This window comes from Streptomyces sp. HPF1205, from assembly GCF_020400825.1.
Lineage (GTDB): Bacteria > Actinomycetota > Actinomycetes > Streptomycetales > Streptomycetaceae > Actinacidiphila.
In genome coordinates this window covers 502,287-525,833 of sequence record NZ_JAINVH010000001.1, presented here as the reverse complement: position 1 = coordinate 525,833, position 23,547 = coordinate 502,287, and the positions used below count along the sequence as shown (strand labels likewise).

Annotated in this window: 21 protein-coding genes, 3 tRNA genes and 2 pseudogenes; 16 read left to right on the top strand and 10 right to left on the bottom strand. The window is 71.3% G+C overall.

Annotation, left to right across the window (positions count from 1 at the left end; translation table 11 throughout):
* Window positions 1–72 precede the first annotated feature (72 nt).
* The gene (locus tag K7G61_RS02225) at window positions 73–258 is read left to right on the top strand and encodes a hypothetical protein (protein WP_225844785.1); all 186 of its coding nucleotides are present in this window, start codon (window positions 73–75) and stop codon (window positions 256–258) included.
* A 34-nt stretch (window positions 259–292) separates the two neighbouring features.
* Here K7G61_RS02225 and K7G61_RS02220 read toward each other — a convergent pair whose 3' ends face one another.
* Entirely contained in the window at window positions 293–1,237 is a 945-nt protein-coding gene (locus K7G61_RS02220; protein ID WP_225844778.1) for a C45 family autoproteolytic acyltransferase/hydolase, read from the bottom strand.
* Window positions 1,238–1,418: 181 nt separating this feature from the next.
* Here K7G61_RS02220 and K7G61_RS02215 point away from each other — a divergent pair, with 181 nt between their 5' ends.
* On the top strand, window positions 1,419–2,264 hold the full coding sequence (locus K7G61_RS02215; protein ID WP_225844777.1) for a hypothetical protein: 846 nt from the start codon (window positions 1,419–1,421) through the stop codon (window positions 2,262–2,264).
* Between the two features lie 93 nt (window positions 2,265–2,357).
* Here K7G61_RS02215 and K7G61_RS02210 read toward each other — a convergent pair whose 3' ends face one another.
* Complete coding sequence (locus K7G61_RS02210; protein ID WP_225844776.1) at window positions 2,358–3,314, bottom strand: AraC family transcriptional regulator; 957 nt, start codon at window positions 3,312–3,314, stop codon at window positions 2,358–2,360.
* Window positions 3,315–3,388: 74 nt separating this feature from the next.
* Between K7G61_RS02210 and K7G61_RS02205 the strand changes: the two genes are divergently transcribed.
* Window positions 3,389–4,054 carry a class I SAM-dependent methyltransferase gene (locus tag K7G61_RS02205; RefSeq protein WP_225844775.1) on the top strand — a complete coding sequence of 222 codons (666 nt, stop codon included), beginning with the start codon at window positions 3,389–3,391 and terminating at the stop codon, window positions 4,052–4,054.
* A gap of 117 nt (window positions 4,055–4,171) precedes the next feature.
* Here K7G61_RS02205 and K7G61_RS02200 read toward each other — a convergent pair whose 3' ends face one another.
* On the bottom strand, window positions 4,172–5,329 hold the full coding sequence (locus tag K7G61_RS02200) for a glycoside hydrolase family 11 protein (protein ID WP_225844773.1): 1,158 nt from the start codon (window positions 5,327–5,329) through the stop codon (window positions 4,172–4,174).
* Window positions 5,330–5,958: 629 nt separating this feature from the next.
* Between K7G61_RS02200 and K7G61_RS02195 the strand changes: the two are divergent.
* Window positions 5,959–6,111 (top strand): annotated as a pseudogene (locus K7G61_RS02195) (IS5/IS1182 family transposase); the annotation flags it as partial.
* A gap of 84 nt (window positions 6,112–6,195) precedes the next feature.
* Here the strand turns inward: K7G61_RS02195 and K7G61_RS02190 are convergent.
* The 3 genes from K7G61_RS02190 to K7G61_RS02180 form a co-directional block, all read right to left on the bottom strand.
* Window positions 6,196–6,272, bottom strand: a tRNA-Ile gene (locus K7G61_RS02190).
* A gap of 209 nt (window positions 6,273–6,481) precedes the next feature.
* Window positions 6,482–6,554, bottom strand: a tRNA-Asn gene (locus tag K7G61_RS02185).
* Window positions 6,555–6,559: 5 nt separating this feature from the next.
* Window positions 6,560–6,632 (bottom strand) — tRNA-Asn (locus K7G61_RS02180).
* Window positions 6,633–6,833: 201 nt separating this feature from the next.
* Here K7G61_RS02180 and K7G61_RS02175 point away from each other — a divergent pair.
* The 6 genes from K7G61_RS02175 (at window position 6,834) to K7G61_RS02150 (ending at window position 15,706) form a co-directional block, all read left to right on the top strand.
* Complete coding sequence (locus K7G61_RS02175; protein ID WP_225844771.1) at window positions 6,834–7,130, top strand: YtxH domain-containing protein; 297 nt, start codon at window positions 6,834–6,836, stop codon at window positions 7,128–7,130.
* A 49-nt stretch (window positions 7,131–7,179) separates the two neighbouring features.
* The gene (locus K7G61_RS02170) at window positions 7,180–8,625 is read left to right on the top strand and encodes an FGGY family carbohydrate kinase (RefSeq protein ID WP_225844770.1); all 1,446 of its coding nucleotides are present in this window, start codon (window positions 7,180–7,182) and stop codon (window positions 8,623–8,625) included.
* Window positions 8,626–8,979: 354 nt separating this feature from the next.
* Window positions 8,980–10,716 (top strand): ABC transporter ATP-binding protein, encoded by a 1,737-nt coding sequence (locus tag K7G61_RS02165; RefSeq protein ID WP_225844769.1) that lies wholly within the window; start codon window positions 8,980–8,982, stop codon window positions 10,714–10,716.
* A gap of 47 nt (window positions 10,717–10,763) precedes the next feature.
* Window positions 10,764–12,680, top strand: a complete 1,917-nt coding sequence (locus tag K7G61_RS02160) for an ABC transporter ATP-binding protein (protein WP_225844854.1) — start codon at window positions 10,764–10,766, stop codon at window positions 12,678–12,680.
* Window positions 12,681–12,800: 120 nt separating this feature from the next.
* The gene (locus tag K7G61_RS02155; protein WP_225844768.1) at window positions 12,801–14,615 is read left to right on the top strand and encodes a phosphatidylglycerol lysyltransferase domain-containing protein; all 1,815 of its coding nucleotides are present in this window, start codon (window positions 12,801–12,803) and stop codon (window positions 14,613–14,615) included.
* A gap of 116 nt (window positions 14,616–14,731) precedes the next feature.
* Window positions 14,732–15,706, top strand: coding sequence for an SDR family oxidoreductase (locus tag K7G61_RS02150; RefSeq protein WP_225844766.1), 975 nt, complete (start codon window positions 14,732–14,734; stop codon window positions 15,704–15,706).
* Here K7G61_RS02150 and K7G61_RS02145 read toward each other — a convergent pair.
* Window positions 15,697–16,743: a YafY family protein gene (locus tag K7G61_RS02145; protein ID WP_225844764.1), complete on the bottom strand. Its 1,047-nt coding sequence runs from the start codon at window positions 16,741–16,743 to the stop codon at window positions 15,697–15,699. The two genes, K7G61_RS02150 and K7G61_RS02145, sit on opposite strands and share 10 nt — an antisense overlap.
* A 146-nt stretch (window positions 16,744–16,889) precedes the next feature.
* Here K7G61_RS02145 and K7G61_RS02140 point away from each other — a divergent pair, with 146 nt between their 5' ends.
* Window positions 16,890–17,828 (top strand): DUF3048 domain-containing protein, encoded by a 939-nt coding sequence (locus tag K7G61_RS02140; RefSeq protein WP_225844762.1) that lies wholly within the window; start codon window positions 16,890–16,892, stop codon window positions 17,826–17,828.
* 26 nt (window positions 17,829–17,854) lie between these two features.
* Here K7G61_RS02140 and K7G61_RS02135 read toward each other — a convergent pair whose 3' ends face one another.
* A complete protein-coding gene (locus K7G61_RS02135) occupies window positions 17,855–18,325 on the bottom strand; it encodes an ATP-binding protein (RefSeq protein WP_225844760.1) in 471 nt (156 codons plus the stop codon).
* Window positions 18,326–18,451: 126 nt separating this feature from the next.
* Here K7G61_RS02135 and K7G61_RS02130 point away from each other — a divergent pair, with 126 nt between their 5' ends.
* Both K7G61_RS02130 and K7G61_RS02125 read left to right on the top strand, forming a co-directional pair.
* Window positions 18,452–19,282 carry a helix-turn-helix transcriptional regulator gene (locus tag K7G61_RS02130; RefSeq protein WP_225844758.1) on the top strand — a complete coding sequence of 277 codons (831 nt, stop codon included), beginning with the start codon at window positions 18,452–18,454 and terminating at the stop codon, window positions 19,280–19,282.
* On the top strand, window positions 19,279–19,497 hold the full coding sequence (locus tag K7G61_RS02125; protein WP_225844757.1) for a DUF397 domain-containing protein: 219 nt from the start codon (window positions 19,279–19,281) through the stop codon (window positions 19,495–19,497). The genes K7G61_RS02130 and K7G61_RS02125 overlap by 4 nt, the downstream gene beginning before the upstream one ends.
* A 176-nt stretch (window positions 19,498–19,673) precedes the next feature.
* On the opposite strand, the gene K7G61_RS02120 is transcribed toward K7G61_RS02125, so the two are convergent.
* Window positions 19,674–20,273: a dihydrofolate reductase family protein gene (locus K7G61_RS02120; protein WP_225844756.1), complete on the bottom strand. Its 600-nt coding sequence runs from the start codon at window positions 20,271–20,273 to the stop codon at window positions 19,674–19,676.
* A 240-nt stretch (window positions 20,274–20,513) separates the two neighbouring features.
* Between K7G61_RS02120 and K7G61_RS02115 the strand changes: the two genes are divergently transcribed.
* The gene (locus K7G61_RS02115) at window positions 20,514–21,560 is read left to right on the top strand and encodes a sigma-70 family RNA polymerase sigma factor (RefSeq protein WP_225844755.1); all 1,047 of its coding nucleotides are present in this window, start codon (window positions 20,514–20,516) and stop codon (window positions 21,558–21,560) included.
* Window positions 21,561–21,686: 126 nt separating this feature from the next.
* On the opposite strand, the gene K7G61_RS02110 is transcribed toward K7G61_RS02115, so the two are convergent.
* Window positions 21,687–22,610, bottom strand: a complete 924-nt coding sequence (locus K7G61_RS02110; protein ID WP_225844754.1) for a hypothetical protein — start codon at window positions 22,608–22,610, stop codon at window positions 21,687–21,689.
* A gap of 323 nt (window positions 22,611–22,933) precedes the next feature.
* On the opposite strand from K7G61_RS02110, the gene K7G61_RS02105 reads away from it, so the two are divergent.
* Together K7G61_RS02105 and K7G61_RS02100 are read left to right on the top strand one after the other, a co-directional pair.
* Window positions 22,934–23,320: a hypothetical protein gene (locus K7G61_RS02105; RefSeq protein WP_225844752.1), complete on the top strand. Its 387-nt coding sequence runs from the start codon at window positions 22,934–22,936 to the stop codon at window positions 23,318–23,320.
* Window positions 23,321–23,332: 12 nt separating this feature from the next.
* Window positions 23,333–23,491, top strand: a pseudogene (locus K7G61_RS02100) (VOC family protein); the annotation flags it as partial.
* Window positions 23,492–23,547 lie beyond the last annotated feature (56 nt).

The following is a 23,547-nucleotide window of genomic DNA, read 5'->3' as shown; positions in this document are numbered from 1 at the left end:
GGGCGACCGACGCCTCACCGGAGCGACCGGCGTCCGCCGACGCCGACCGGGCCACCGCAAAGGAGACTTCACATGCTGGCAGCCGTGGGCGCCGTCATCCTCGCCATCGCCTACCTCATCAACGTCACGAGCACGTCCACGGACGCGGCGTTCACACCCTTCAGCCTGCTGATCGCCGGAGCCTTCTTCGTCGCCCTTCACCTGGCGGGCTTCGGCCACGGCTGGTCCGCCTCGACCAGACGCCGCTGGCGCCGCTGAACGGGCCCCCGCCACGGGCTCGGCCGGCGCGGGCTCAGCCGGTTCGGCCCCAGGTCACGGTGCGGGATCCGGGCGTGAAGCCGCCGAAGGACTGCTCCCAGGACTCACCGGGCCAGTAGTAGGTCACGCGGCCCTCGACGGGCCGGTAGTGGGCCGTGTAGAGCGTTCTCACCCCTTCCTCGTCGACGGACCGGTACAGCGGCGGCTTCAGCATCGCCGCCACGTCCGTACCGGCGGCGCGTATGGCGCGCAGCCGCTCCTGCGTCCGCAGGGCCCGCTCCTGCTCGTCGGTCACCGGCAGGTGCTGGTGATTGGCGGCGCAGGCGTCCGGCGCCACCATCGGGGCGATGTCGGGCCCGACGTACACCGTCAGCGCCTTGGTGGGATCGACGAGGGTGAGGTTCTGGGGGACGGCGATGGGCAGGGAGCGCAGCCTGCCGAGCGCCTCGTCGACGGTGTCGCACGTCTCCAGCAGGTAGCGCACCACGATGAGAATCGCGAAGCCGCGTCCGTGGACGGAACGCCCGCCCCAGGTGAGCGAGACCGCGAGCCCGGCGTCGTTCATCCCGTCCAGCAAGCCCCACAGCACGTCCTGCGTCCCGATCACGGGGCGCAGGAAGCAGGAGGAGACGATGGTCCCCTCGCACTGCTCGGGCAGCAGGTCGTAGTTGCGCAGCAGGGTGCCGTTCCGGCCGATCTGGGTGCAGGACTGGGCGAACGGCCGCAATGCCGCGTGGGTGAGGAGGACTTCCGCCGCGGGCCGGTCGAGCCGGTCGGCCAGGCGGTCCAGTACCGGGACCAGTTCCGGCATGTGCGTACGGAACAGCGTCCGAACGCGGTCCGCGCCCTGCGCGGTCCGGCCCTCCTCGGTCAGCAGGCCCTCCATCTCCTCCCACAGCGTCAGGGCGTGGGCGGCCCACCGCCCGTCGCCGCCGTCACCGACCTCGATCGCCTGGAAGGTCATCTGCTCTTGCCGCATGGCTGCAACTCCCCTGTGGGAAACCGTGGGAATCGGACGAGAGAGGCCAACCTAGTAAATTCCGCGGGGAATTCACCACGCCGGCCGCCGAATGGCCGACCGCCCGGAACCCCGGCCGGAACGCTCGCCGTTTACAGTGGGCCTTCCGCGCGGACACGGCGCGTTATCAGGGGTGGGACACATGATGAGGACGTCGACGGCCGCCGGACGCGCTGCCGTTCTGGCAGTACTGCTGGCCGCAGCGGGCTGCGGCATGCACCACGCGCGGACGGAGCACGGCGCCAAGTCCCCTGCGACCGCGACCACGAAGGCGGCGGGCGCGGCGAAGGACGCCGACAGCGCGGCGTCGAAAGCGGTCGCCGCGGTGGTGGCCCGGATGGACACCAAGAGCTCCGGTTGGATGGTGGAGAGCGAGCGCCGGGGCAGCCGGACGGTCACCCTGTCGGGCTGGCATGTCTGGGGGAGCAGCGGCCTGGGCCTCGACGTCACCGCCTCTCCGGCCGACTTCGGCATGCAGAACGTGAACCGCACCGGCCGCATGGAGATGATCATGAAGGGCGACAGCGAATACCTGTCGATCGACCCGGTGAGGAGCGGAGCGTTCAAGGGACGGCACTGGCTGCGCTACTCGGAGACGGCTGTCGGCGGCAGCGCTCTCACCGACGCGATGAACAAGGCGGGCGCCCGGAACCCGATCGACGCGCTGAGGGCGCCCGCAGCCGCGGGCAGGGTCGCCCTGGTCGGGCGGGAGACGGTGGACGGCAAGCCGACGACCCACTATCACGCGACCGTCGCGGCCGACCCCGCCATCGTCGCGCTGAAGCACGTGCCCGCCACCGCGCAGGCGGACGTGTGGGTCGGCCAGGACGGCTATCCGGTGCGGTACGTCTGGGACGACGGCGAGCAGCGGAACACCTTCGACTTCAAAAGCTTCGGCGGCGCCCGGACCATCCCGACCCCGCCGGCGTCCGACACCATCGACACGAGCAGGAAGCCGGCGACGAACACGGCGACGACGACCGACTGATGTCCGCCGGGCCGGCGCCGCCGAAGGCGACGGACAGCCGGGGCACCCCCGGTGACCCGCGCGGTGGGGCGGGTGGGACTCGAACCCCGGGCGTCAGGGTGTGCGTCGAGTGCGCGGACCGGTGCTCTTCGCCGCCGGACGGGGTGTGTCCCGGGCGGACTCCCGGCGCCAGACACGGGCGGAAACCCCGTTGGCGCGCCGGAAGATCCGCGCGAAGTAGCCGGGGTCGGGCATGCCGACGCGGCGCGCGATCTCGGCCACCGGCAGGTCCGTTCCCGCGAGCAGGCTCCGGGCGTGGACCATGCGGCGTTCGGTGATCCAGTCCACCACCGTGCGGCCGGTGCGCCGCCGTACCACCGTGGTCAAGTGGCCCGGGCTCATTCCGACGCTCGCGGCCACCTCGCGCAGCGACAGCGGTTCGGCGAAGCGCCGCTCGATCACGTCGAACACCTCGGCCAGCAGGGGCTCACTGCTGCGGTGCAGGTCGTCCACCACGTCGACGGCCAGCCGGCCGACATCGACGAGCAGCAGCGTCAGATGCGCCAGCGCGGCTTGCCGGTGTCCCTCCTGCCGCTCGGCCAGCTCCTGTCCGATCTCCCGCATCGTGGCCGCCCACACCGGCCGCCGCGCCGGCGGGACGCGCAGGCGCAGCACCCCGCCCGGCACGTCGTGCAGGAACGGCGACAACAGCGGGTGGGTCCGCCAGGACGGCCACGGCGCCCGGTCGTCGCCGCCCAGGGCGACCGGGTCGAAGAAGACCGCGTACCCCTCACCGATCGGGGCGACGACGGCGGGGTCCACCACCTGGCCGGGGGCCAGCACGTACGCGTCGCCGTCCCGGACCGGGAGACCGGGCCCGGCCGCCGCTGCCGCCACGGCCTGCTCGATGTACAGCAGCACCGGGAAGTCGTGGATGTGGCGCTGTCCGGGGACCGGATGGACGTGCTCGCCCAGCCGCAGCACGCTGACCGGCGGTGTCTGCGGATCGGTCCGGTAGCCGTAGACAGGTACTCCCGCTCGGTAGCGCTCCTGTTTGGCCGACTGGGTCATACGGGCGAAGATAATCCTATTTCTGCCGAGGATCGGTCAACCACAGTCCGGAGATGGGCGCCAGCATGGCTGGTATGACGAAACATCCTCCTATCAAGCACGCCGACGGTCACCGCCACGACTACCTGCCCGCCGCCGGCCGGGACGCCTTCCTGCCGTTCTACGACATCCTCAGCTCCGCCCTCGGCGTGCCGAAGCTCCACCGCGCCCTGATCGACCGGGCGGAACTCGCCGACGGGCAGGTGGCACTCGAGATCGGCTGCGGCACCGGCACCCTGTGCCTGCGCGCCAAACAGGCCCACCCCGGCGTGCGGGTCGTCGGCCTCGACCCCGATCCCCTGGCCCTCGCCCGCGCGCGGCGGAAGACCGGCGGGCTGACCGGAATCCGTTTCGAGCAGGGCTACGCGCAGCGGCTTCCCTTCGACGACGCCGCCTTCGACCGGGTGCTGTCGTCGTTGATGCTGCACCACCTCGACGACGACGGGAAGGCCGCGTCCCTCGCGGAGGCGCTGCGCGTACTGCGGCCGGGCGGCAGCCTGTACGTGCTCGACATGACCGGGGACCTGCACGGGGTGCACGGCCTCATGGCCCGGCGCATGTCGAGGTCCGGCCACCGGGCCGGGGACGACGATCTGCCGCGCCTGCTGGCCGCCGCCGGTTTCGCGTGCGACGAGGTGGCCACCCACCGGCACCGCGTCATGGGCCGCGTCGCCTTCTACCGTGCCGTGCGGCCCGCGTGAGGCCGGCCGAGTACCACCCACCGCCCGCCGCACGCGGCCGGCGAGTCGGGCGGTGTTCCTTGCCGGTGCCGCCGGGCCCGGTGTGCCCGGGCGCGGGTGCGCCCGGGCAGGCGGGGATCAGCCCGTGGTGCAGGCCGCGCCGTTGAGGGTGAAGGCCGTGGGCGGAGTGAAGGAGCCGGAATCCGTGCCCTGGAAGCCGAAGGACTGGCTTCCGCCCGCTGGGATCTGGGCGTTGTAGGACACGTTCGTGGCGGTCACCGAGCCCGAGGACGGACTGATGGTGGCGTTCCAGGCGTTCGTGACCGCCTCGCCGGAGGGAAGCGTGAAGCCGACCTTCCAGCCGTTGATGGCGCTGGAACCGGTGTTCGCGACCGTCACGTTGGCGGTGAAGCCGCCGTTCCAGCTCTGCGGGGTGAAGGTCACCGTGCAGGCCGCGGAGCCGGTGCCGCCGGTCGTGCCTCCGGTGGTCCCGCCGGTCGTGCCGCCGGTCGTGCCTCCGGTGGTGCCGCCCGTGGTGCCGCCCGTGGTTCCACCGGTAGTCCCGCCCGTGGTTCCACCGGTCGTGCCCCCGGTCGAGCCGACGGTGATGTCGGAGTTGCCGGAGGACCCGTAGCCCTCAGTGGCCAGGATCTCGTAGTTCGGAGTGCCGAGGTTCAGGCCCGCCCGCGCCCACGCGTTGAAGAAGTTGGCCACGGTGATGGTGCCGCCGGTGCGCTTCGCCTCGCGGATCGCCCAGTATTGGTAGAACGTCGCGGTGCCGATGATCGACGGCTCGTTGACGCGCTGGGTCCGGTACAGGTCGTACGTGCTGCCGTCGCTGCTGACCGAGCCCAGCTTGGTGGCGCCGGAACTCGGGTTGTAGTTGCCGTAGTTGTCGACGATGTAGTACTCGATGAGCGGGTTCGTGGTCCAGCCGTAGAGCGACAGGTAGCAGTTGCCGTTGCAGTTCCAGGTGCCCGAGTAGGTCACGGGCGCCGTCGTGCCCGGGTTCCAGCCCTTGCCGGCCACGAAGTTGTTCACGTTGTTCCACTGGGTGCTGTACTCGCCACCGGCTTTCAGGGTCATGGACGCCTGACCGCTGTTCTGGCTCCAGAAGGAGTAGAAGTAGCCGTTGTTGGTGCCGGTGCTGTTCGAGGTGACGACCGTGTCGGCGCTGGCGGTGCCGGGCAGGAGCAGCGCGGCCAGGGCGGCCAGCACCACGGCGCAGACGCCGCTGAGCAGGAGTTGGACGCGGCCCCGTCTGCGGTGGTCGGGATGTGCGAGCGCGTGGTTCATGTACTGATTCCTCCTCCGAAGACTGGCGTGGGGGGGCCGGGCGGGTGCCCGCACGGCCCGTACGCGAGGAGGCGCGGCGGATCGTACGGCGCAGCCGGACTGGCCGGTCGTCGTGGCGCCCGGCGGCCAGAGGACCGGGCCGCTTGTGGCGGCCCGTACCGACAGCGGTTGCGGCCTGTCGATGCCGACAGTGTTGATTCGAGCGCGTGGAGTGTCAACGGTTTCGGCAATCATTTCGAAAGGGTCGGTCCGGTGTGGCGAGCTTGGGGAGGCAGGTTCATCCAGTTCACGGCGGAGAGGATGGAATGGGGCGAACGGTTTCGATCGGGTGTCGCCTGTCTGGCGCAAGGTATCGGGGACAGCAATGTCGAAACTTTCGGCAATCGGTTCCGGCCGCCGCCCGGCCGTACGAGGACCGCGTACGAGCACCGGGCCCGGCGCGGGCTGCCGCACGATGCCGCCATGAGCGAGATCGTCCTGATGCCGGATCCGAAGGCCGTCGGCATGTCGAGGAGTGCGGCGAGAGCCTGGTGGACGTCCGCCGCGGTGGCGCGTTGCTCGTCGACGGCCGCAAGCACGACCCGGCGGGTGCCTTCGCGCATCTTCGGGAAGGCGTCCCGGAGCGGCTGCTGCGGTGCGGCCACACCTACGCCCAGCTCGCCGCCGGGTACAGCGTCGGGATCGCCACCGTCTACCGATACATCGGGGAGGCAGGCGAGGTCCTGGCAGCCCTCGCCCCCGACCTCACCACAGCGATCCGCACTGCCGCCCGCAAGCGGTTCGGTGAAGGCAAAGATCTTCCCCTTCGCCGAATTCACCGGCGCCAAGATCACCCAGGTCAACCGGGGCGCCCCCGGTGACCCGCGTGGTGGGGCGGGTGGGACTCGAACCCACGACCGACGGATTATGAGTCCGCTGCTCTAACCGGCTGAGCTACCGCCCCGTACGGTGCGCCGTGCGCGCCGTCTGCCGCAGCATAGCCGCTCATACGATCTGTCGCCCTCGCGGGTCACAGACAGGTCGTGGAGTGGACTCGCCGGAGCCCGTCGGGGCTGCCGCGGCGCGCCGCGAGGGGGCGGTGAAGGGCGGCGGCGGGCGGCGGCGGGCGTGAAAAAGGACCCCGGAGGGTCCTGATCCACTGTGATGGTCGCGCTCCCCCGACTGGACTCGAACCAGTAACCTGCCGGTTAACAGCCGGCTGCTCTGCCAATTGAGCTACGGAGGACCGAGCTCCCCCGACTGGACTCGAACCAGTAACCTGCCGGTTAACAGCCGGCTGCTCTGCCAATTGAGCTACGGAGGATCGCCCTGTGTGCGCCGAATGCACCCACCGGGGTCATCCCGGGGGGCGCGCGATCGGTGCGACACATACATTAGCGCAAGTGGGGGGGTGCTCCGCCAACCGCTTCCGCCGGGTTGCCGACGGGCTTGCCGACGGGGTTGCCGCCGGGGTGGGCAGGGTAGGCGCCGAACAGCCCGCTAGGTACGAGTGAAGGGTGGAGCCATGCGCTACCGGCTGACGTTCATCGTGGGTGCCGTGGTCGGTTACGTGCTCGGCGCGCGCGCCGGGCGGGAGCGGTACGAGCAGTTGCGCGCCCAGGCGCAGAAGCTCGCCCAGAACCCCGCGGTACGCAATACGGCGGAGGCGGCCGTGCTGCAGGGCCGCAAGTCCGCCGTCAAGGCCGCCGAGACCGTGTCCGCCAAGGTGGGCGACCACCTGCCCGGCCCGCTGGCCGAGAAGGTGCGGGCGCTGCGCAACGGAAGCGCGCCGGAGGACGACTGGGGCACGTCGAACACGTGACCCCCGTTCGCCATGCCCCGCCCCCTCCCCGTAGGGCATCATCGGCCCCATGGGGAAAGTCGCGGGCATAGACAGTTCGACCACCGGCACCACGATCGTGGTGTGCGACAGCGACAGCGGGGCCGTGCTCAAGCAGGGGCACGCCCCGCATCCGCTCGGCGAGGGGGAGCACCCCTCCGAGCTGGACCCGCAGGCGTGGCTGCTGTCGCTCGGTGAGGCCGCCAAGGGCGGGGTGCTGGAGGGCGTGCAGGCCATCGGTATCTCCGGCCAGCAGCACGGGCTGCTCGCGCTGGACGCCGGCGGGGTCACCGTGCGCCCGGCCCTGCTCCGCGGCGACAAGCGGGCCCAGGTGCAGGCCGCCGACCTGCTGGAGGAGCTGGGCGGGCCGGCCGGCTGGGCCGAAGCCGTCGGCACCCTGCCGCAGGCCGCGCACCCGGTGTCCAAACTGCGCTGGCTGGCCCAGCACGAACCGGCCGCCGCCAAGCGCGTGGCCCACGTACTCCTTCCCCACGACTGGCTGGTGTGGCAGTTGCTCGGCCAGCCCGCCCGCCGTACCACCGACCGCGGCGACGCCTCCTGCACGGGCTACTGGTCGGCGGCCACCGGCGAGTACCGGACCGACCTGGTGGAGCGGGCGCTGGGGCACGCGGTGCGGCTGCCCGACGTGCTCGCCCCCGCCGAACCGGCCGGCCAGACCCCGGAGGGCCTGCTGATCTCGGCCGGTACCGGCGAGACCATGGCCGCCGCGCTGGGCCTGGGCCTCGGTCCGGGCGACGCGGTGATCTCCCTGGGCGCGGGCGGCACCGTCTTCGCGGTGCACCACGAGGCGGTGAAGGACCCCACGGGTACGGTCACCGCGTACGCCGACGCCACCGGCCGCCATCTGCCGCAGGTCCAGGTGCGCAACGCGGTACGTACCCTGCGCGGCACCGCCGAACTGCTCGGCACCGACCTGGCGGGCCTGTCGGAGCTGGCGCTGCGCTCGACCCCGGGCGCGTACGGGCTGGTGCTGCTGCCCTACCTGGAGGGCGAGCGGACCCCGGACCTTCCGCACACCGCGGGCACCCTCGCCGGGCTGCGCCGGGAGTCGATGAAGCCGGAGCACCTCGCCAGGGCCGCCTTCGAGGGCATGCTGTGCGCGCTCACGGACGCGCTGGACGTGCTGCGCAACAAGGGTGTCCCGGTGCACCGGGTGTTCCTGCTGGGCGCGGCGGCCGAGCTGCCCGCCGTCCAGGCGATCGCGCCGGCCCTGTTCGGCACCCTGGTGGTCGTACCGCCCGCGGCCGAGTACGCGGCGCTGGGCGCCGCCCGGCAGGCCGCCTGGTCGCTGGGCGCGGTGCTGGGCACGCAGTCGCAGAGCGAGCCGCCGCGGTGGTCGCAGCCCGCGGCCGGACTGCTGGACCCGGGCGACGAGGCGGCCGTGGGGTCGGCGGTGCGGCAGCAGTACCGGGCGGTACGGGAGCACACCCATCCCGGGGCCTTTTCCGCCCTTTAACCGTGTGCGGCGGCGACTCGTCGGAAGATAGCTTTGTATCCCTCTGTTGTCCGTCCGTTGCTCTCCATACTGTTCCGATATATCGTTGAGGTATCACGAACGGTCTGCGAGTCCCGTCGTGCCCCGGGAGCGCCCCCGGAGCGGGTCTCCCGGGAAGCCCGCGGGATTCGTGCCGTTCACGGCTCAACCCGCAGCGCCCGCAGCGCGTCCTTTCGGGACGGGCGCGGGCCGCCCCGCGCCCGCACCCGAGAACCGCCCGCACCAAAAGCTCCACCCGCACCGCCGGAACCCCCGTACCGCCTGTTTCCGCACGCCCGCCCACCCACCGATGGATTCGTCACCAAGGACTGAAGTGTGCTGATCCGACTTCTCCGGTCCCATGTCGGACCCTACAAGCGCCCCATCGGCATCCTGGTGCTGCTGCAGCTCGTGCAGACCATCGCTGCCCTGTTCCTCCCGACTCTCAACGCGGACATCATCGACAACGGGGTCGTCAAGGGCGACACCGGATACATCCTCGGCATGGGCGGGACCATGCTCGGGGTCACCGTGGTCCAGGTCGGCTGCGCGATAGGCGCGGTCTACTTCGGCGCGCGGACCGCCATGGCCGTGGGCCGCGACATGCGCTCGTCGGTCTTCCGCCGGGTGCAGAGCTTCTCGGCCCGCGAGGTCGGCCAGTTCGGCGCCCCCTCGCTGATCACCCGCACCACCAACGACGTCCAGCAGGTGCAGATGCTGGTGCTGATGACCTTCACCATGATGGTCTCGGCGCCGATCATGTGCTTCGGCGGCATCATCATGGCGCTCGGCCAGGACGTGCCGCTGTCCTCGCTGCTGCTGGCGGTGGTCCCGGTGCTCGGGATCGCGGTGAGCCTGATCGTCCGGCGGCTGCGCCCGATCTTCCGCACCATGCAGACCCGTGTGGACACCGTCAACCGTGTGCTGCGCGAGCAGATCAGCGGCATCCGGGTGATCCGGGCCTTCGTGAAGGACGACTACGAGAAGCGCCGGTTCAAGGGCGCCAACGACGAGGTCACCGAGGCGTCGCTGGCCTCCGGCCGGCTGCTGGCGCTGATGTTCCCGACCGTGATGGCGATCGTGAACATCTCCAGCGTCGCCGTCCTGTGGTTCGGCGCCCACCGCATCGACAGCGGCGGCATGAAGATCGGCGCGCTGACGGCGTTCCTCAGCTACCTGATGCAGATCCTGATGTCGGTCATGATGGCCACCTTCATGTTCATGATGGTGCCGCGCGCCGAGGTGTGCGCCGAGCGCATCCAGGACGTGCTGAGCACCGACTCCAGCGTGGTGCCGCCGGCCGCGCCGGTCACCGCCTTGCGCAGGCACGGCGAGCTGGAGCTGTTCAACGTCGACTTCGCCTATCCCGGCGCCGAGGCGGCCGTGCTGCGCGGGGTGAGCCTGATCGCCCGGCCCGGCGAGACCACCGCGGTGATCGGCTCCACCGGCAGCGGCAAGTCCACGCTGCTCGGCCTGATCCCGCGGCTGTACGACGCGACCGGCGGCCAGGTGCTGATCGACGGGGAGGACGTGGCGGAACTCGACCCGGCGCTGCTGGCCGAGACCGTCGGCCTGGTCCCGCAGAAGCCGTATCTGTTCTCCGGCACGGTGGCCTCCAACCTCCGCTACGGGCGGCCGGAGGCGACCGACGAGGAACTGTGGCACGCGCTGGAGGTGGCGCAGGCCAAGGACTTCGTGGCCAAGCTGGAGGGCGGCCTGGAGGCGCCGATCGCGCAGGGCGGCAGCAACGTCTCCGGCGGCCAGCGGCAGCGCCTGGCCATCGCCCGGGCGCTGGTGCGGCGCCCGGAGATCTACCTCTTCGACGACTCCTTCTCCGCCCTGGACTACGCCACCGACGCCGCGCTGCGCCGCGCGCTGGCCCACGAGACGTCCGACGCCACGGTCGTGATCGTCGCCCAGCGGGTGTCCACCATCCGCGACGCCGACCGCATCGTCGTCCTCGACGAGGGCCGGGTCGTCGGCACCGGCACCCACGCCGAACTCATGGCGGACAACGAGACGTACCGCGAGATCGTGCTGTCCCAGCTCACCGAACAGGAGGCCGCGGCGTGAGCGACGGCGACCCGAAGAAGGCGCCCGCGCGACGGGGACCCGCGCCCATGGCGGGCCCCGCCCGGTTCATGAGCGGTGGGCCGATCGAGCGGTCCATGGACTTCAAGGGCTCCCTGAAGCGGCTGATCGCCCTCATGCGGCCGGACCGGGTGCTGCTGGTCACGGTACTGGCCCTGGGCACCTGCAGCGTGGCGCTCGCGGTGACCGGCCCGAAGATCCTCGGCCGCGCCACCGACCTGATCTTCGCCGGCGTGATCGGCAAGCAGCTCAAGGGCGGCTCGAAGGCCGACGTCCTGCACTACCTGCACGAGCACGGCAAGGGCGGCGTCGCCGACATGCTGGGGGGCATCGACTTCACGCCCGGCAAGGGCATGGACTTCGGCGCCATCGGCTCGGTGCTGCTGCTGGCGCTCGGCGTCTACCTGGGTGCCGCGCTGCTGAGCGTCGTGCAGATGCGCACCGCGACCCTGGTCATCAACCGCGCGGTCTACCGGCTGCGCGAGGACGTCGAGGCCAAGCTGTCGCGGCTGCCCCTGTCGTACTTCGACCAGCAGCCGCGCGGCGAGGTGCTCAGCCGGGCCACCAACGACATCGACAACATCGGCCAGACGATGCAGCAGACCATGGGCCAGCTCATCAACTCGCTGCTGACCATCGTCGGCGTGCTGGCGATGATGTTCTGGATCTCCTGGCTGCTGGCGCTGGTGGCCCTGGTGACCGTGCCGGCCACGCTGGTCGTGGCGACCAGGGTCGGCAAGCGCGCCCAGCCGCAGTTCGTGCAGCAGTGGAAGACCACCGGCAGCCTCAACGCGCACATCGAGGAGATGTACACCGGGCACTCCCTGGTGAAGGTCTTCGGCCGGGCCGCGGAGTCCCAGGAGGTCTTCGACAAGGAGAACGAGGCGCTCTTCCAGTCGGGCTTCCGCGCCCAGTTCATCTCGGGCACGATCCAGCCGCTGATGATGTTCATCGGCAACATCCAGTACGTGGCGATCGCCGTCGTCGGCGGCCTGCGGGTCGCCTCGGGCGCGCTGTCCATCGGCGACGTGCAGGCGTTCATCCAGTACTCGCGCCAGTTCAGCCAGCCGCTGACGCAGGTGGCGAGCATGTCCAACCTGATCCAGTCCGGCGTGGCCTCGGCGGAGCGGGTCTTCGAACTCCTCGACGCCGAGGAGCAGTCGCCCGAGCCGAAGGCGCTGGCCCTGCCGGCGAACCTGACCGGCAAGGTCGTCCTGGAGGACGTCTCGTTCCGCTACCTGCCCGACAAGCCGCTCATCGACAACCTGTCGCTGAAGGTCGAGCCGGGCAACACCGTCGCGATCGTCGGCCCGACCGGGGCCGGCAAGACCACCCTGGTGAACCTGCTGATGCGGTTCTACGAGGTGTCCGGCGGCCGGATCACCCTCGACGGCACCGACATCTCGGCGATCTCCCGCGAGGAGCTGCGCGCGGGCATCGGCATGGTGCTGCAGGACACGTGGCTGTTCGGCGGCACGATCGCGGAGAACATCGGCTACGGCCACGAGGGCGCCACCCGCGAGGAGATCGAGGCGGCGGCCCGGGCCGCCCACGCCGACCGTTTCATCCGCACCCTCCCCGAGGGCTACGACACGGTCATCGACGACGAGGGCAGCGGGGTCAGCGCGGGCGAGAAGCAGCTGATCACGATCGCCCGGGCGTTCCTGTCCGACCCGAGGATCCTGGTGCTGGACGAGGCGACCAGCTCGGTCGACACCCGTACCGAGGTGCTCATCCAGCGGGCGATGGCCAAGCTCAGCCACGGCCGTACCAGCTTCGTCATCGCCCACCGGCTGTCCACGATCCGTGACGCCGACGTCATCCTCGTCATGGAGTCCGGCTCGATCGTCGAGCAGGGCACGCACGAGGAGCTGCTCGCCGCGGACGGGGCCTACGCGCGCCTGTACGCGGCCCAGTTCGCCCAGGCGGTGGCGGAGGTCGACTGACCGGGCCGCACGGCGGGACACACCGGAGGGGCGCGGGCGGACCCCGCGCCCCTTCGTCCGGGCGGCCGTGCGCGGTAGCCTGTGCGCTCTCGCACGGCCGTCGCCCGGAAGGCACAGATCATGAGCAGTACCGCCACCGCGCCCCAGCCCGCCCGCACCGGGGCGGCCCAGCGGCCGGGGAGCACGCCCAAGGGGTCCGGGCAGGGCCGGGACCACCGCTGCGCCCGCGGCGCGCTCACGCCCCTGGCCAGGCGCAGCGCGCGCGTCCCGATCTGGTACCTGCGCCTGATAGGGCTGCTCAACCTCGCGGGCGGCGTCTCCCTGTCGGCCCGCCAGGAGGTCTACGACCACAACACCGGGCACCTGTTCACCCCGTTCATGCTCTTCGCGGGGTACGGCTCCGCGGCCGTCGCGTTCTTCATGGCGATGATGCTGGCCCGTCACAAGCGGCTGGCCTGGTGGGTGTTCACGGGCCTGTGCGGGGCCTACGCGGGGTTGTCGGTGGGGTGGCTGTGCCTGCACGACCTGCGGCAGCGCCCGTTCAACTGGGTGTCCACCGCCGTCACGCTGGCCGTGCTGGTCTTCGCGCTGCTCGGCCGCAAGGAGTTCTACGGCAAGGGCGACCGGACCAACCCGCAGCTCGCACTGGCCGTCCTGGGCGCGGGCGCGCTGCTGTCGGTGCTGGTCGGCACCACCCTGGTCACGGCGGTCGGCCCGGACCGGGCCAGTGTCGGCGACCGCGTCTGGTACGTGGCGCTGCGCCTGGGCACCCTCAGCCGCGACGACGACCTGGCCCCCAACCTCCACGTCACCACGTGGGTGAGCACGGGCATCAACCTGGCCGGCCTGGTCCTGCTGCTGGCGGCGCTGTACGCGCTGTTCCGCTCGCCGCGCGGCCGCGAGCTGCAGACCAGGGAGGACGAGGACCGGCTGCGCGCGCTGCTGGCGGCGCACGGCGCCCGGGACTCGCTGGGCTACTTCGCGCTGCGCCGCGACAAGTCGGTGGTCTTCTCCCCCAGCGGCAAGGCCGCGATCGCCTACCGGGTGGTCGGCGGGGTCGCGCTGGCCTCGGGCGATCCGATCGGCGACGTGGAGGCGTGGCCCGGCGCGATCGACGCCTGGCTGGCGGAGGCCCGCGACCACGCCTGGATCCCGGCGGTGATGGGCGCCGGCGAGGAGGGCGGCACGGTCTACGCCCGGTTCGGCCTGGACGCGCTGGAACTGGGTGACGAGGCGATCGTGGAGACGGACGACTTCTCGCTCGACGGGCGGGCGATGCGCGGGGTGCGGCAGGCGTACAACCGGGTCCGCAGGGCCGGCTACACCACCCGTATCCGCCGCCACCGCGAGATCCCCGCCGAGGAGATGGCCGGCCTGGTCGCGGCGGCCGACCGGTGGCGCGACGGGCAGACCGAGCGCGGCTTCTCGATGGCGCTGGGCCGGCTCGGGGACCCGGCCGACGGCGAGTGCGTGATGATCGAGTGCCACGACGCCGACGGCGAGCTGCGGGCGCTGCTGAGCTTCGTGCCGTGGGGGCCGTCGGGCCTGTCGCTGGACCTGATGCGGCGCGACCGCGAGGGTGAGAACGGCCTGGTGGAGTTCATGGTGCTGGACCTCATCGAGCGCGCCCGGGAGGTGGGCGTCGAGCGGCTGTCGCTGAACTTCGCGATGTTCCGCTCGGTGTTCGAGGACGGCGCCCGGCTGGGCGCGGGCCCGGTGCTGCGGATGTGGCGTTCGGCGCTGATGTTCTTCTCCCGCTGGTGGCAGCTGGAGTCGCTGTACCGGGCCAACGCGAAGTACCGGCCGATCTGGGAGCCGCGGTTCCTGCTGTTCGCCAAGAGCGCGCACCTGCCCAGGATCGGGCTGGCCAGCGCCCGCGCCGAGGGCTTCATCGTGGCCCCGCGCCCTCTGGCCCGGCTGCGCGGCGACGCTTAGGGCGGGCGCGGGCGGTACGGGCAGTACGCGCGGCACGAGCGGCACGGGCGGCACGCGCGGCACGGCGGAAAAAAAGGGTGACGTGTTCTGTCACCATTGGCAGGCACCGTGGTGGCATGAACGACAACCACAACCACAACAGCGGCAGCACACCGCCCGCCGACCGGGAGGGCCCCCTCGCGGGCCGGATCGCGCTCGTCGCCGGGGCCACGCGCGGCGCCGGGCGTGCTCTCGCGGTCGAGCTCGGCCGCGCCGGGGCCACCGTCTACGTCACCGGCCGCACCACCCGCGGGCACGTCAGCGAGGTCGGCCGGGCCACGGAGACCATCGAGGAGACCGCGGAGCTGGTCACGGCGGCCGGCGGCACCGGCATCGCGGTGCCCACCGACCACCTCGACGAGGACCGGGTACGCGCCCTGGTCGAGCGCGTCGACCGCGACCAGGGACGGCTGGACATCCTCTTCAACGACCTGTGGGGCGGCGAGCACCTGCTCGCCGGCTCCGTCTTCGGCAAGAAGAGCTGGCAGACACCGCTCGCCGACGGCCTGCGCATCCTGGACCTGGGCGTGCGCTCCCACCTGATCACCGCGGCTCTGGCACTGCCGCTGCTGATCCGCTCGGACGCGCCGCTGCACGTGGAGGTCACCGACGGCACGGCCGCCTTCAACCGCCGCTACCGCGAGAACCTCTACTACGACCTGGCCAAGAACGCCCCGATCCGCATCGCCTTCGGGCTGGGCCAGGAGCTGGCGGAGTACGGGGGCACGGCCGTCGCCGTGACGCCCGGCTTCCTGCGCTCGGAGCAGATGCTGGCCCACTTCGGGGTGACGGAGGACAACTGGCGCGACGCGGTCGCCAAGGACCCGCACTTCGCCGTCGCGGAGTCGCCGTACTACCTGGCCCGCGCGGTCGCCGCGCTCGCCGCCGACCCGGACCGGGCCGCCCGCTGGAACGGCAGGTCCACCTCCAGCGGGGAGCTGGCCAGGGCCTATGGCGTACGCGACGTGGACGGCAGCCGGCCGGACGCCATGGCGTACTTCGAGGACGTCTATTACGGCGGGAAGCAGGGCACGCCGGACGACTACCGCTGATCGCCGGGCTCCGCCCCGTAGACGGCCGCCAGGGCCCGCGCGTGCTCGCGGAAAAGCGCGCGCAGGCCCGCCGGGGCCAGCACCTCCGCCTCGGCGCCGAGCCCGGCGAGCTGCGTGAAGGCGACCTCCTCCGACTCCACCGGCAGGTCGAGCGTCACGCGCCCGGCCTCGTCCGGCCCGGTGGCGGAGGCCATCGCGTCGCCCACGCCGGCCGGATCCGCCACGACGGGCAGCAGGCGCAGCCCCCGCTCGGTCAGACGCACCGTGACGGCAGTCCGCAGCAGCGCACGGGCGAACCCCTCGGAATGGGTCTTCCAGTACGCGGCCAGGTCGAAGGCCGGATCGCGGACGAACGGCTCGTCGCCGCCGGGAGGCGTCCCGCGGGCGGGCGACAGCGCCAGGACGCGGTCGACGCGGTAGGTGCGCCAGTCGCCCTCCCGCGACGGCCGCCCGCCCGGGACGCGGCCGACGACGTACCACACGCCCGCTTTCAGTACGAGACCGTACGGCTCCAGCAGGCGCGTCACCCGCTCGGGCGGCGCGCCCTCCCGGCCGGGCCGCGCGTAGGCGAGTTCGACGGGGCGGTCCGACCACACCGCGCGGGCCAGCTCCGGCAGGAGCTCCGGCGTCGACGGCTCGCGGAACCACGCCGGGGCGTCGAGGTGGAAGCGGCGCACCGACGACTCGGCCGCCGCACGCAGCGACGGCAGCAGGGTGGCCGACAGCTTCAGCCGGGCCGTGTCCGCGGCGTCCGCCAGCCCGAGGTCGCGCAGGGCCGTGGGCAGACCGGACAGGTAGAGCGTCTCCGCCTCGGTCGGACGCAGCGTGGTGAGCCGGGTCCTGTGCCCCGGCGCCAGGTGGTAGCCGCCGGCCCGGCCGCGCTCGGACCGGATGGGAACGCCCGCCTCCTGCAGTGCCTGGGCATCGCGGATCACGGTGCGCTCGGACACCTCCAGCTCGCGGGCGAGGGCGGCGGCGGTCATGCCGGGGCTCGACTGCACGAGGAGCGCCATACGGATCAGGCGGGCGGCACGCATGAGTCAAGGATCGTGCACTCGGGGGCTTGGGGTGCCGGGGGCTGGGGGCACCAGCGGACCGGATCGGCGGCGGACCGGTTTCGCCGATCCCGAACGGTTAGGGGCGGGGGGTCGCGGTAATCCTCTGGGCAGAGGATGTGGTGGCCATGCGCAGGCAGAGGGCTGTGGGGGCCGCAGCGGCGGCCGGGGCGGTCGTCCTGGTGCTCGTGACCTCGTGCACGGGCGGCGGCGGCACGGCCCCGACGACCGGGCCGGGCACTTCCGGCTCGTCCGCCCCCGCCACCTCGTACCTGACCGGCGAGCCCGGCGCGGCCGGCAAGGTCCTGGCCGTGAAGATCGACAACGTCGGCGCGGCCCGCCCGCAGACCGGCCTGAACAGCGCGGACATCGTCTACGGCATAGAGGTCGAGGGTGGCCTGTCCCGCCTGATGGCGGTCTTCGACGGAAACCACCTGCCGCCGGTCGTCGGCCCGGTCCGCAGCGCCCGCGAGACCGACCTGCAGATCCTGCCGCAGTACGGCCGTCCCGTCCTGGCCTTCTCCGGCGCGCAGAGCCAGTTGCTGCCCGTGCTGAAGGCGGACAAGGACATAGCCGCCGTCACCGGCACCAGCGCCTTCTTCCGCTCCCCCGACCGCCCCGCCCCGCACAACGAGTACCTGCGCACCAAGGGCGTCGCCGACCGGGCCGCACCCGCCCGGGACATCGGCCTGCGGTTCGCCGCCGCGCCTCCCCCGGGCGGTACGGCGGGCACCTCGGCCTCGGCCGCCATGCCCTCGGCGCGCTTCGCCTTCACCTGGAACGGCTCGCGCTACCGGGTCGCCATGGACGGCGCCGCCTCCCCCTGGACGGCCGACAACGTGATCATCCAGCACGTCACCGTCAAGGAGTCCCGCTTCCACAGCCGTACCGGCTTCGTCCCCTTCTCCCAGACCGTCGGCAGCGGTTCGGCGCAGGTCCTCCGCGACGGCAGGTCGTACCAGGCCCGCTGGACCCGCCCCACGCAGTCGGCCGGCACCACGTACACCGTGAACGGCAGGACGGTGACGCTGCACCCGGGCCGCACGTGGATCATCCTGGCGCCGTGAGCGCGCGGGCCGGCCGCGGCTCACCGTCAGCCTCCGGGCCGTTGCCCGTCGCCGGGCCCGGCGACGATCGCCCATACCGCCTTGCCGACCCCCGTACGGCCGCTCACCCCCCACTGGTGGGCGGTGAGCGCGTCCACGAGTTGCAGCCCGCGCCCGCCCTCGTCGGTGTCCGAACTCGCCCGCGGCACGGGCAGATCGGTGTTGGCGTCGTGCACCTCGATCCGGACCCGGCCGTCGGGCAGCCGGCGGACGCGGGTCTCGATCAGCCGTCCGCGCGGGCTGCGGGCGTGCCGGACCGCGTTGGTGACCAGCTCGGACAGCACCAGCTCGGCCGCGTCGCGCAGTTCGGGCAGGCCCCAGGCGGTGAGGGCGTCCACGAGTTCCCGCCGGGCCCGCGCCACCGTCCGCCCGGCGGTGGGCCAGCGGCTGACGATCTCGGTCTCGTGTGGCGCCGCGTCAGCGCTGAGGTGTGCGGTCCGGGTTCCCGTCGTCGTCATCGTGGACCTTTCGCCGTTCTTGTCCCGTGCGTCCTTGGCTACTCCTAGACTGTCGAGTGGCAACGGAGAGTGATAGAGCGTTCACCTGGACGGCAACAACTGTCCAGCGGCACCAGGGAAGTTCTCGTGAGCACCAAGACCGAGCAGATCCCGTCCGGCGACCCCACGGCGTCCCCACTGGCGTACTTCGGCCAGGAGGTGAGGCTGGAGCGCGAACGCCTGGGCATGTCCCGCGCCGAACTCGGCGCGCTGGCCCACTGCAGCTACTCCCTGGTGGCCAAGATCGAGTCCGGCGACCGGGTCCCCACGCTGGACTTCGCCAAGGTCTGCGACGAGACCTTCCCGTACGCGGGCGGCCGCTTCGAACGCTTCTGGCCCCTCGCCCTGCGCTACGCCTTCCCCCCGTGGTTCCGCCCGTACGCGGAACTGGAATGGACGGCGACGACGGTGCGGATGTTCCACCCGCAACTCTTCCCGGGCCTGGTCCAGACCCCGGAGTACGCGCGTGCGGTGCTGCGCACGGCCCGCCCGAGCAATCTGGAGGACCTGGTCACGGCGCGCGTCGAACGCCGGCACATCCTGACCAGGGAGCAGGACCCGGCCCGCTTGTGGCTGGTCCTGAACGAGGCGGTCCTGACGAACACGGTGGGCGACCCGGAGGTGATGCGCCGCCAGCTCATGTACGTGCGGGACCTGGCGGAGACACCGCGGAACCGGGTGCAGGTCATCCGGCGCAAGGGCCCGCACTACGCGACGGAGTCCGCGTGGAGCTTGCTGTCGTTCAGCGAGGGGGCGGACGTGGTCCACGTCGACGGTTTTCCCCGCGGGTACGTTCTGGCCGATCCGAGCGATGTCACGACCGCTCAGGATGCATATGATCTGCTCAAGGCCGTAGCCGAGCCGCCGGACGAGACGGCGGAGCTGATCGATTCTCTCCTGAAGGACCGTTACTCATGACCCTTACCGCAATCCCCCATGAGGATTGGCGTAAATCGTCATTCAGCGGCAGCAACGGCGGCGAGTGCGTCGAGTGGGCCCCCGCGCATGCCGCCGCCACCGGCGAGGTCCCGGTCCGCGACAGCAAGGTGCCGTACGGCCCCCACCTCGCCTTCTCCCCCACGGCGTGGTCCGCCTTCATAGGAGCGATAAAGGCCGACCGGCTCCCCCACTGACAACCGCCCGCCGTTCACCGGAGCCCGAAGGAGGAACCGTCGCCCAACGAGGGCGCCCCGCAACGGCAGTGGCAGCCTCTCGGGGCGCGACGCAGCCCGAGCGACCGCGCCCCGAGCAGGCCGGGGGGGCGCTGCTGCAACACCGACGAACGCCGATCCGGCACTGTCCGCGGCCGTCAGCCCTGCACGAATTCGTACCGGTGGAACACCAGGCTGCCACCCATCTTTCGGGTGTCGACCAGGCGCAGCGGCTTCTTGTCGCCGATCTCGTCGAAAATGCGCATGCCGGAACCGAGCACGACCGGGAAGACCACGAGCCGCAGTTCATCGGCCAAGGTGTGTTCCATCAGTGTGCGCACGAGCTGATAGCTGCCGTAGACCAGGATTTCCCCGTCCACCTTCCGCTTCAGCTCCGAGATCTCCTTCACCACATCGCCGGTCAGGAAGGTGGCGCTGCTCCACTGAGGATCTTCAAGGGTCGACGACACGATGTACTTGGGGAGGTTTCTCACCCTGTTCGCCCACTCGGGGCTCACACGGCCTTCGCCTTCGTTACGCGCCATCATCCGGTCCGCGAACCACTGGCTGCTGCGCCCGCCCAGAAGCAGCGCGTTGACATCCAGCGCTTCCTGGGTCTCGCGAGCGACCCAGTCCTCGAGGTCGTCGGCCGCCACGTACTGGTGGAACCAGCCGCCCCGTTCGAAGCCCTCCTCGCCGTCCGGGTCCTGGACCACCCCATCGAGGGTGACATTCGAGCTGATGACGATCTTTCCCATTTCCTGCTCCCTTGACTGTGTTGCCGGCTGTGACCGGTACGGACACGCCGTCGATGAGGTCACGTCCTGTTCCGCATCCAGGGCGCCCCCCGGGACGGGACCGTCTCCCTTCGGGCAGACGCCGCCGGGCCCGCGAATCGGGCGCGCGGTAACCGCCCAGTTCGGGGGCCCGGCGGCGTCCGTACTCTCGGACGAGCCGAAAGCGCCCGCCGGAAGATGGAAAAGCGAGGGTTTACGCCGATGGGGACGGACACGACGGGCCTGATCGCTCGGGCTCAGGGTGGTGACCACGACGCGTTCCGCGACCTGGTCCAGGGCCACTCCCACGAACTGCAGGTGCACTGCTACCGCATCCTGGGATCCCTGCAGGACGCCGAGGACGCGCTCCAGGAAACCCTGGTGTCCGCCTGGCGCAACCTCGGCGAGTTCGGCCAGCGGTCCTCGCTGCGCACCTGGCTCTACAGGATCGCGACCAATCGGTGCCTGAGCATGCTGCGTGCCGACAGCCGACGCCCCCGCCCCCGTGCAGCCCCCTCGCTGCCCGAGGGCGCCCTGCCGGAACCCGCAGGCGCCGGCGACGCCCCGCCCTGGCTTGAGCCCTATCCCGATGTCCTGCTCGACCACCTCGTCGACCAGCGCCCCGGACCTGAGGCCCGTTACGAGACCACCGAGGCCGTCTCCCTGGCCTTCGTCACCGCCCTGCAACTACTGCCCCCGAGGCAACGCGCCGCGCTCGTCCTCCGCGACGTCCTGGGCTATCACGCCGACGAGGCCGCCCGGATGCTCCAGGCCACCGAGGATTCCGTGAACAGCGCCCTCAAACGCGCCCGCGCCACGGTCGACAAGCACCTCGCCGACGCCGGCGGCACCCGCAGCGGCAGGCATGCGCGGCAACCCGACAGCGCCGCGGAACACCGGCTCGTCGCCCGGTTCACCGACGCCTTGGAACGAGCGGACCTGGACGCCCTGATCGAACTGCTCGTCACCGACGTGAGGCTGTCCATGCCCCCGGCCATGCTGGAATACCGCGGCATCGAATCGGCCCGGCGTCTCTTTGCCGCCGTCGTCTTCCGGCCCGGCCGCACCTACCGCGTGGTGCCCACCCGTGCCAACGGCCAGCCCGCCTTCGGCGTGTACCTCGCCGACCCTCAGTGCGGTGTCCACCGCGCATACACCCTGCTGGTCACCACCACCGCCGGTGACCACATCACGTCCATCACCGGCTTCCACGACACCAACGTCATGACGCGTTTCGGACTGCCCCGGACCCTCCCTGAAACGGATTGACACACCTCTGGGGGCGCGCCCGCGCACGCCGACCGCCTCCCTCACTGACACCCGCCCGCCGTTCATCGGAGTACGCGAGCGCCGGCGCGGCCTGTGCTTGCGGGCGGGCTCGCTGGGCGGGCGGGGTCAGCCCTTCTTGTCGCTCACGGGTTGCGAGATGAGGCGTTTCACCCAGCGTTCGTTGAATCCCGCCAGGATGCCGACGCCGACCCAGAAGAAGAAGGACTGCGCCACCAACGGGTCGTCGAACGGGTCCTTGCTCTTGAGGAGTTCCTCCGTCGGGTCCGGGAACAGGGCGACGATGTGGCCTTTCACCAGGCACAGGATTCCCGCGGCGAATATCCAGCCGAGGATCATGCGGTAGACGGCGGTGGCGGCCGAGGTCGAACGGTAGGAGACGTGCTGTCCCGCGCCTATGCGGAAGAGGACGCTCAGGGCGGCGCCGAGCGAGCCGCCACCGATGCAGGCCAGAGAGTCCCGTAAGGCGAAGAACTCCTTGAGGTTGAGTTGGTTCGACCCGTCGAAGGGGTGGTGGAGTGCGACGGTGACGTCCCTCATGACCAATCCGATCAGTATGAGGGCCGCGATGCTCAATGCGGCGCCCAGGGCCAGGCCCCGGGAGTAGCGTCTTCTGGCCCGGATCTCTGCCGACTCCGCGACGTACTTGGCTATGCTCTCCTTTCTCGCCGTCAATACGCTCAGCAACGCCCGCGTTTTCTCCGGCTTGTCCCTCGCCGCAGCTCCGACGTCCCCGGCGGCGCTCGGCGCGTCCTCCTCCGCGGCTTTCGCCGCCTCGAAGGCGCCGAGGATCATTTTGCGGACCAGTAACCAGTCCTGTACATCGAGGAATCGCTCCGCCTCCCAATCCAGGGATTCGATCTCCGAGACCAGGAGCGGCGCCTTCCGCTGAACATGCGCCCACCCGTCGACGTGGTCCGCGAGCGACCTGCCGGCCAGTCTCGCCCACTCGTCGTGGCGGGCTTCTCGTAACCGCCTGTTCGCGCCGCGCGTGAACCGCGAGCCGCGGGCGGCAGACCCGATCGCCACCACCGCAACCATCCCCCTCCGATCAGCGGGCCATTCCCCCATGAGCGGGCAGCCGCACCGGGTACACGACGACACCCGTTCCTTCTGCCGGCTTGTGACGACAATACGTCCGGCCTGCCACGGTATTCCCGGTCGAATACCCATTCGGATCCACCCGTGAGTGGATCACCGGTCGTCGGCGCCCCGTCCGCGTAGGCATGGCCCGGTCACCCTGCGTGCCGCACGCCCGGGTACGGAGGTTTCCGCATGCCGCGGGCTAAGCTGACGAAGTGACCAGGCGTTTGCGGAGAGACACGTCGGCGCGTCATAGGAATTTCTGGGAGTGCGTGCGGACCCGCACCGCTCGCGGGCTCCTGACCCTGGCCTATGCCGGGCTACTCGTGATTGTGTGTCTGTTGGCCTGGGAAACCGACGCAGTGGATCTGTCGGACCTGAGCAATACCTTCAGCGTTCTCGCTTCCGCCCTTCTTGGTGCGATCGTCAACCCGCGACAGAAGAAGCAGGACGCGCAGGTTTCGTCGATGCCCCCCGACCCTCTGTGGCTGGTCGCCGCGATTCTCGCTGCCCCAGCGGTCGTGTTCTCCGGCGTGGCATTGATCGTGAACGGCTCCTCGCACCCGAACGCGGCAACCGCCTTCGCCGCGGCCACCGCGGCATTCGCCGCACTCTTCGTGGACACGAGCGCGATCACCCACCCGCAGGACGCGAAGTAACGCCGGCACCGGGTGGTCAGCGATGTGGAGGACGTCGCCGAGGACGAGATGTGGAAGCGGCTGCAAGACCCCGTCCACGCCGAGGCCATGCGCGTGGCCCAGGAGACGCTCGACGCCGAGCTCAGCGGCCGACGCCACGGACGCAGCGCGCCCGTCAAGCCGACCGGTTGACCGCCCCGGCCTGGATACGCCGCCGGTGACGGCCGCCGCGGACCGGCGGCACGGGA